Below are 3,609 nucleotides of genomic sequence, written 5' to 3'. Positions count from 1 at the left end.
CCGCCAGTTACTCCTACTAAACCTGTTACTGATTCCCATAGCCTGCCTGCTCGATACTGGTCTTTTCGTTCAAGCTTGATTCCGTATTTCAGCTCAAGGCTCTAGTCGACGCTGTTGGTAAATCCAGTCGACAATTTCACCGTCTGGCGCGTAGCCACTGACTGTGTCGCGGAGTAATTTACGCACTTGACTGTAATCATCTTGATCTACCGCTGCCAGCAACTCGGTCAGCTTAGCCTTGAGTACATCCCAAGGCAGGTGATCTTCGTTGGCGCTCATAATCATCGGATGCGGGGTGGCAACAACGTTATCCCCTATCAGCAACTCTTCATACAGCTTTTCGCCAGGACGCAAACCGGAAAACTCAATAGATATATCTCCATGAGGATTCTTTATCCGAACGAACACTGAGCCCGGATAAGTGGATCATTTTCTCAGCTAGCTCAACAATTCTCACCGGTTTCACCCATGTCCAACACAAACACATCGCCCCCAAGTCCCATAGAGCCCGCTTGGATCACTAACTGCGCGGCCTCCGGAATGGTCATGAAATAACGTGTGATCTTTGGATGGGTCACGGTCAATGGCCCCCCGGATTTGATCTGCTTGTGGAACAACGGGATAACCGATCCTGAAGAGCCCAGTACATTTCCGAAGCGCACCATGGTGAAGCGTGTTTTGTTGACGTGGGATACGTTTGATTTATCACCAAAACAGCACCGGCGCTGGTTCACGGCTGAGCGCCTGCAACGTGAGTTCTGCTAGGCGTTTGGTGCTGCCCATGACATTGGTGGGTCGAACAGCCTTGTCAGTCGAGATAAGCACAAAGTTTGCCACGCCAGATTGAAGCGCCGCTTGCGCAGTATTCAAAGTACCGATCACATTATTCAGTACGCCTTCGGCGATGTTGTGTTCGACCATGGGTACATGTTTATACGCTGCTGCATGGTAAACCGTATTGACTCGCCATGTTCTCATAACATCCAGTAATTTTGACTGGCTGCGCACCGAGCCAAGTATGGGCAGTAATTTTACGGGCAAAGACTCTCGCGTTATCCGCTGCTCCAACTCAGAAAGAATGCTGTAGAGGTTGTATTCGCTATGCTCGAATAACAGCAACGTTGTAGGACATAGTGAAAGTATTTGCCGGCACAGCTCAGAGCCGATCGATCCGCCGGCACCCGTCACGAGAACGCATTGCCCCTTTATGCAATGCTCGAGCAATTCACCTTGTGCGGGTACTGCATCGCGCCCCAGCAAGTCGGCAATATCGACTTCCTGAATATCATCGACTTTGACTCGTCCGCTGGCCAGGTCCATGAAGCCCGGAACACTGCGTACATGGAGCGGAAAACCCTCTAAAAACCCCAGTATTTCACGCCGACGCCCGCGATTAGACGACGGTATCGCTAGCAGTATTTCTTGAGCGCCGGTGGCATCGATCATGCGCTGGATATTCTTAGGCTTATAAACCTGCAGGCCGGAAATGACTCGATCGGAGATACTTGAATCGTCATCAATGAACGCCACAGGGCGCATCAATCGCCCCATGCGCAAAGCCGCAACCAATTGATTACCGGCAGCACCAGCGCCATATATTGCTACGCGCGGCAAGCCATCTTCACGACTGGTGAAAGGCACATGCTGAGCAGCGGCAAACCAGTCGCCAAGGAAATACTGGCGCATAGCTAAACGCAATCCACCCACCATGATGAGGCTGAGCCACCAATAATTGAAAACAATGGAGCGCGGGACCACGTTCTGATGGTTACTGTACCAATAGACGACCACTCCCAAGATCAGGGATGAGAGGCTTACAGCCTTGATTATCGCAATCAAGGCATCATTACCAAAGTAGCGCATGACAGCGCGGTACATCCCGAAGCGGATAAATAACGGAATAGCTACGACAGGCGCACTGAGAAACAACCATCGATGCTCGCTGAAGGGATTGATCATTTCGTCTACACCCAAACGAACGACGAAAGCCATCCATAGCGCCAGCCACACAAGGACGACGTCGGTCATCACCTGCAGAATCCGTTTCTTACGGCGAGGAAGACCCAGCAAATATGTCCGTATCGTATCCATAAACCCTTTAAACACCTCTTGGAGCGCCTGACGCAACATTCACTCTGTAACAATCATTTAAACATTTTGCGCGAATGCCGACCTTAAAACTAAGCGTTTTTTTCCACCGCGCCTGCGCGGTACTTTAGCGCCAGCAGTATCAGTGGTGCATAGGCGATTAACAAACCTAATGGACCATTGAGCCCCAGCAGTGCTACGCAAAGCGCTATAGGCACCAACCAGAGTAGGTTAATCATCAAAATCGAAAGGGTGACCGGCAAGTGTGCCCCAACTTGGCGCGAGGCAAATTGATAAGCGTGGCTACGATGGGCCTCGTATATCTTGTCTCCACGAGCAAGCCGTCGGCCCAATGTAAATGTCGCGTCGACAATAAAGACGCCGAGCAAAATCAGCCATACCCAAAGTAAAACCGCAGAGTGCCATGCCGCGTGCAGCGATAGCAGGCCAATGATAATACCCAGAAAGCCACTCCCAGCATCCCCCATGAATATCTTTGCCGGAGGAAAATTCCAGTACAAGAATCCGATAACCGCCATGCTCAGGATCAGCGGCAACCAGATAAGGTCTTGATAGCCTGCCAACCAGTAGACCAGGCAGGCTCCTAGGCATGCACAGACGGCCTCTACGCTTGCGAGTCCGTCAATTCCGTCCATGAAGTTGTAGAGATTGAGCATCCACACCAGATAAAAAACCGCGAGGACATGTCCTATTAGCCCGAGGTCGATACTGCTTCCCACGAAGCTGACCGGCGCAAGGCCATTGAGCCAAAAAAAGCGCCCAGGCGGCGGCGCTGAAATGTCCCAGCAAACGCCATCTAGCAGCAATATGCCCATGATCGTCGAGAAACCCAAGCAGTGCAGTTACCGCCCCCGCGCCCAGTAGCGCCCACATCACCGATAAAGTGATTTGGTTACCTGCCCACAACAACGGCAAAGCAACAAGGAATCCAACAACGATGGCCACCCCTCCCCCTCTCGGGGTAGGCACAGAATGAGAACTACGCGCATTCGGAATGTCGATCAAACTGCGGGTCAAAGCGTAGTAGCGCAAACACCATGTAAGAACGAGTGCCAGGATTGCAACGCACGGTGCAAGCCAGAGTAAATCTTTCATCAACAGCTCCAAATTCCGTCCCATCTAAGGACTACTTCGATTTCAGGCTTTCCTGGAAACTTCTGGCCGTTTTGCTCAGGGCCTGCGCAACGGTTAAGGGAGGCGTCCACCCCAACAAACTCCGGGTTTTGCTTATGTCGACCTGTAAGGATCCGCACAAGCGGCGCGCAACATCTTTACGTCCTAGTAGAGCGGCTCCCCTAAGCAGCAACCAAGCAGGTACTGGAATCAATCGCACTGGGGTTTGCAACGCCTCGCCCATGCGTTTGAGCAACTCAGTGGTGGACATGTCGTCATCGTCGCTGACTAGAAACGTCTGATTGGCGGCGGCAGCGTGGTCCAGGCAAGTCACAACCAGATCAACCAAGTTATCCAGGGCGACCAAACTCCGCTGGTTGGGAATCG

Annotated in this window: 3 pseudogenes; all 3 read right to left on the bottom strand. The window is 52.0% G+C overall.

Going from position 1 to position 3,609, the window contains the following annotated elements:
* Positions 1–93: 93 nt before the first annotated feature.
* A pseudogene (locus DQ405_RS25850) lies at positions 94–2,091 on the bottom strand (polysaccharide biosynthesis protein).
* A gap of 89 nt (positions 2,092–2,180) precedes the next feature.
* Positions 2,181–3,204, bottom strand: a pseudogene (locus DQ405_RS25845) (MraY family glycosyltransferase).
* Positions 3,205–3,235: 31 nt separating this feature from the next.
* A pseudogene (locus DQ405_RS27295) lies at positions 3,236–3,609 on the bottom strand (NAD-dependent dehydratase); the annotation flags it as partial.

Source organism: Pseudomonas sp. SST3 (assembly GCF_003325755.1).
This window is presented reverse-complemented; position numbering and strand designations above follow the sequence as displayed.